General features: G+C 67.8%; 3 protein-coding genes and 1 pseudogene. 1 reads left to right on the plus strand and 3 read right to left on the minus strand.

The genetic code is table 11. From position 1 onward, the window contains the following. Nucleotides 1-192 precede the first annotated feature (192 nt). Nucleotides 193-417 (minus strand): hypothetical protein, encoded by a 225-nt coding sequence (locus ACIRA7_RS15380; RefSeq protein ID WP_396221721.1) that lies wholly within the window; start codon nucleotides 415-417, stop codon nucleotides 193-195. Then, a complete protein-coding gene (locus ACIRA7_RS15385; RefSeq protein ID WP_396221722.1) occupies nucleotides 414-1,460 on the minus strand; it encodes a zinc-binding dehydrogenase in 1,047 nt (348 codons plus the stop codon). The genes ACIRA7_RS15380 and ACIRA7_RS15385 overlap by 4 nt, the downstream gene beginning before the upstream one ends. A 170-nt stretch (nucleotides 1,461-1,630) precedes the next feature. Between ACIRA7_RS15385 and odhB the strand changes: the two genes are divergently transcribed. Next, nucleotides 1,631-2,827 carry a 2-oxoglutarate dehydrogenase complex dihydrolipoyllysine-residue succinyltransferase gene (gene odhB, locus ACIRA7_RS15390; protein WP_396221723.1) on the plus strand — a complete coding sequence of 399 codons (1,197 nt, stop codon included), beginning with the start codon at nucleotides 1,631-1,633 and terminating at the stop codon, nucleotides 2,825-2,827. A gap of 335 nt (nucleotides 2,828-3,162) precedes the next feature. On the opposite strand, the pseudogene ACIRA7_RS15395 reads toward odhB, so the two are convergent. Then, nucleotides 3,163-4,080, minus strand: a pseudogene (locus tag ACIRA7_RS15395) (outer membrane beta-barrel protein); the annotation flags it as partial.

Consider the following 4,080-nt stretch of genomic DNA (forward strand, 5'->3'; position numbering starts at 1 on the left):
TCGAGCCGTTCCGTGAACGAGGACATCAGGACGGACTGACCCGAGTCCGTCGGCGTCGCGGCGGCCGCGAGCAGCTGAGAGTCGGGAAGCTGTTGCTGTAACAAAGTCGAATGGAGAGGGGGTACCAGCAAACCTCCCGAAAGGTAGCGTACCACCCGCGAGGGCGGAGGCACCCCGAAGCAGAAGCCTGACCTACAGGCGCGTTCCCCGCTTCACGTCGAAGATCACGCTGCGGCGGCATTGCGGGCAGAGGAGCCACTCCCGCTGCCGATGGTAGCCCAACCCGAACGACCCCCCCCCGATCGGCCGTTGCGTCATCCGCACCGCGCAGCGCGGACAGAGCGGCAGCGCCCCGCCCTGCACCGTCTCGCGCAGGGCCTTCTCCTCGGCCGACGTGAAGCGCGCGGTGTCGGTCACAGCCGTACAACCACCTTGCCGAACTGCGCGCCCGACGCGAGCCGCTCGAAGGCCTTCGCCGACTCGGCGATCGGCCACACCGAATCCACCGGCGGCATCAGGTGTCCGGTCCGGAAGAGGGCCGTCATTGCGTCGAACTCTTCGTCGTTCCCCATGGTCGACCCCATGAGCGTCCACTGATTCCAGAACATCCGGCGCACGTCGAGCTGCACGAATGGGCCGCTGGTGCCGCCACACGTGACGAGGCGGCCCCGCTTGCCAAGGGCGACCAGCGACTGCGACCACGTGGCTTCACCCACCGAGTCGATCACCACGTCCACACCGCGTTTGGCGGTCCGGGCACGCACCTCGCGCCCGAGGTCGGGGCCGCGGTGATCGAGCAGATGATCGGCCCCGAGACGCTGCGCCCGTTCGAGCTTGTCGGGGCTCCCCGAGGTCACCCACGCCGTCGCGCCGATGTGCTTCACGATCTGCAGCGCGGCGAGCGCCACACCGCCGCCAATCCCCCAGATGAGCACGTGATCACGGGGCTGTACCCGGGCCCGGGTCACGATCATGCGCCAGGCCGTGAGCGTGGCCAGCGGAAACGCCGCGGCGGTCTCGAACGGGATCGTGTCGGGAATGACCCGCACGTTCTCGGCTGGCACCACCACGTAATCGGCGATCGTGCCGTGACGATGCTCACCCATGATGCCGTAGGTGAGACAGAGCGGCTGATCGCCGTCGCGGCAGTACTCGCACCGGCAACGACGGTCGACCAGGCCGGGATTGAGGATCACGTGATCCCCGGGCGCGATCCCCTGCACGGCGTCACCAACCGCGTCGATGACGCCGGCCCCGTCGGAGCCCAGCACCCACCCCGGCTGGATCGTGACCCCTGGAATACCGCCGAGGACCCACAGGTCGAGGCGGTTGAGGGCCGCAGCCTTCATCCGCACGCGCACGCTGTCCGGGCTCGCGAGCGTCGGCAACGGCAGGTCGTCGCGGACGCGAAGCTGGTCGAGCCCCCCGTGGGCGTCGATCGTCAGGGCACGCATGGTCATGGCGGAGGTGGCAAAAGGTGGACGAGCTGGCGGAATCTCCGCCGTACCGACCGCAAACGGGAGGGCACACCGGCGCGCATCGCCGCCGCGGTCGCCCCCTGTCAGGGTGGTCCGCTGCCTATATTGCGGGGCACACGTTCCCAGATTGTTCACTACGACCGTCACGCCACATGTCGTCCATCAAGGTGCCACCGCTCGGCGAATCCATCGTCGAGGCGACCATTTCCCGTTGGCTCAAGAACGAAGGCGACCTCGTCGCCGCCGGCGAGACCCTCGTCGAGCTCGAGACCGATAAGATCACCGTCGAGGTGCCCGCGCTCGAAGCCGGTGTCCTCACGACGCGACATAAGGGCGAAGGCGACGTCGTGAACGTCGGCGACGAGCTGGGGGAGATCGCGGCCGGCGCGGGGGCCGCACGGCCAGCGGCACCGGTGGCGGCAGCGGTGGCGCCGGTGGCAGCACCGGTGGCCTCGGCGGCGGGCCCCGACGTGAAGGTGTCGCCGGCCGCGGCGCGACTCGCGACCGAAGCCGGGATTTCCCCGGCTGACATCGCCGGCACCGGCCGTGGCGGCGTCGTTTCCAAGCCCGACGTGGTCGCCGCCATCGCCGCCCCGGCCAAGGCGGCCGCGGCGCCCGCCGCGGCGGCTACGCCCGCGGCGGTGGTCCCGTCCGGCACGCGCGAGACCCGCGAGAAGATGACGACGCGCCGCAAGCGTATCGCGGAGAACCTGCTGCTCTCGCAGCACCAGACGGCGCACCTCACGACGTTCAATGAGATCGACATGACGGCCATCACGGCCCTCCGTGAGCGGCTCAAGGATCGTGTCGAGAAAGAACAGGGCGTCAAGCTGTCGTACATGCCGTTCTTCGTGAAGGCCGCCTGCCTCGCGCTCGAGGCGTACCCGGCGGTGAATGCGCAGATCGACGGCGATACGATCGTGTACAAGCACTACGTGAACATGGGGATCGCGGTCGCCAGCGACGCCGGTCTCGTGGTACCGAATGTGAAGGACGCCAACACCAAGAGCATCGTCCAGATCGGCAAGGACATCGCCGCCGTGGCCAAGCGTGCGCGCGACGGCAAGCTGTCGATGGACGACCTCACCGGCGGCTCGTTCACGATCACCAACGGCGGCGTGTTCGGCTCCCTGCTCTCCACACCGATCATCAACTATCCGCAGGTCGGCATTCTCGGTCTGCACAAGACGCAGGACCGTCCAGTCGCGATCGACGGCAAGGTCGAGATCCGACCGATGATGTACGTGGCGCTCTCGTACGACCACCGGATGATCGACGGGCAGCAGGCGGTGCTGTTCCTCGTGCGCTTCAAGGAACTGATGGAAGACCCGGCCGCGATGCTGCTGTAACGGCGACGTACGGGCTACGAAATAGGGGGTAGGGAGTCAGCTGACTCCCTACCCCCTCTGCCGTACTCCCTACGTTGCCGCCATAAAGCACCACGACGCCCCTAAGCGTTTCCGCCGGGACGTCGGGCTTCACCAGCACGCGTTTCAATGCGAGGATTGGAGTCGCGGCCAGCGATGACTGTGCTTCACGAATGCATTCAACAGCGAACGATGTACCGTCACACCTAGAGACGCGCCGAACGATGGCCGGTCACGCCGCATCGTGGAGGTAACGCTGCGGAGAAGTTACGCGGCAACACATGGATGCCAAGAGGGGCGCACGTAACGTCCTTGCCTCAGAACGTCAGGGCGAGCGACGTGACCAGGACGCCACTCCGCCGAGACAGCCCCGGCGCACGATGGCCGCGGGGAAACACGGCGGCATCGGCCGCGTAGCCGCGCGCTTCCGTACGCCACAGTACGCGCGCTTCCGGCCGCACGTCCACCCCGACCGACGCGGAATTGGCCCGAAACGGCAGCGTACTCCCCGTGCGCACGACGACCTGATCGCCATCGGCGAAGCGTTCGGCGCGCGCGACGACCGCCAGCGTGGGGCGCACCCAGGCCCGACTGATGAGGGTCGCGCCGTACCAGGCGGTCGAGCGGCGCGGCATCGTGAGGCTGTCACGAAGGCGCTCGTGGCCGACATCGAACTGCGCGAGCAGCTCCAGACGCTCGGACGGCCGTGTGACCACACCGACCCCGTTGAAGAGGCGCCGTTGGGCGTTCGGCTCGTTGCCGGCGTAGGCGTACCACGACACCGTCGTGGTGGCCGTCGCGGCCACATCGACGCGCACCCCGAGACTCTTGCCCTCGTTGTTCTCCGCGATGTTCTGCCAGCCGTTCACCACATCGACACGCGCCGTCACCATGGGGGAGAGCTGCCACGTCGCGCGCACGCCGGACGAGTAGTACGGCGAGAAGTCGGCGACCAACGAACGTGTGTACGCCGGATTGTCCCGGCTCACCCAGGTCTCCATCCCCATGTTGGACTAGAAGATCCCGGCATCGATCCAGAGCGCGGGCGTGACCTGATAACCGGCGTACGCCTCCTGCAGCATGCCCAACAATCCGTCGCCGCCGATAGTCCCCTCGCGAGCCTCGGCGGCGTAGTTGGCCCGCACCGACGTCCCGGCCTGCAGCGCGAGTCGTCCGCGCATGCGACGACGGGCGACCGTCACGTCGACGAAGGCGAGATTGACATTGAACTCGTT

The organism is Gemmatimonas sp., assembly GCF_044376735.1.
Classification (GTDB): domain Bacteria; phylum Gemmatimonadota; class Gemmatimonadetes; order Gemmatimonadales; family Gemmatimonadaceae; genus Gemmatimonas.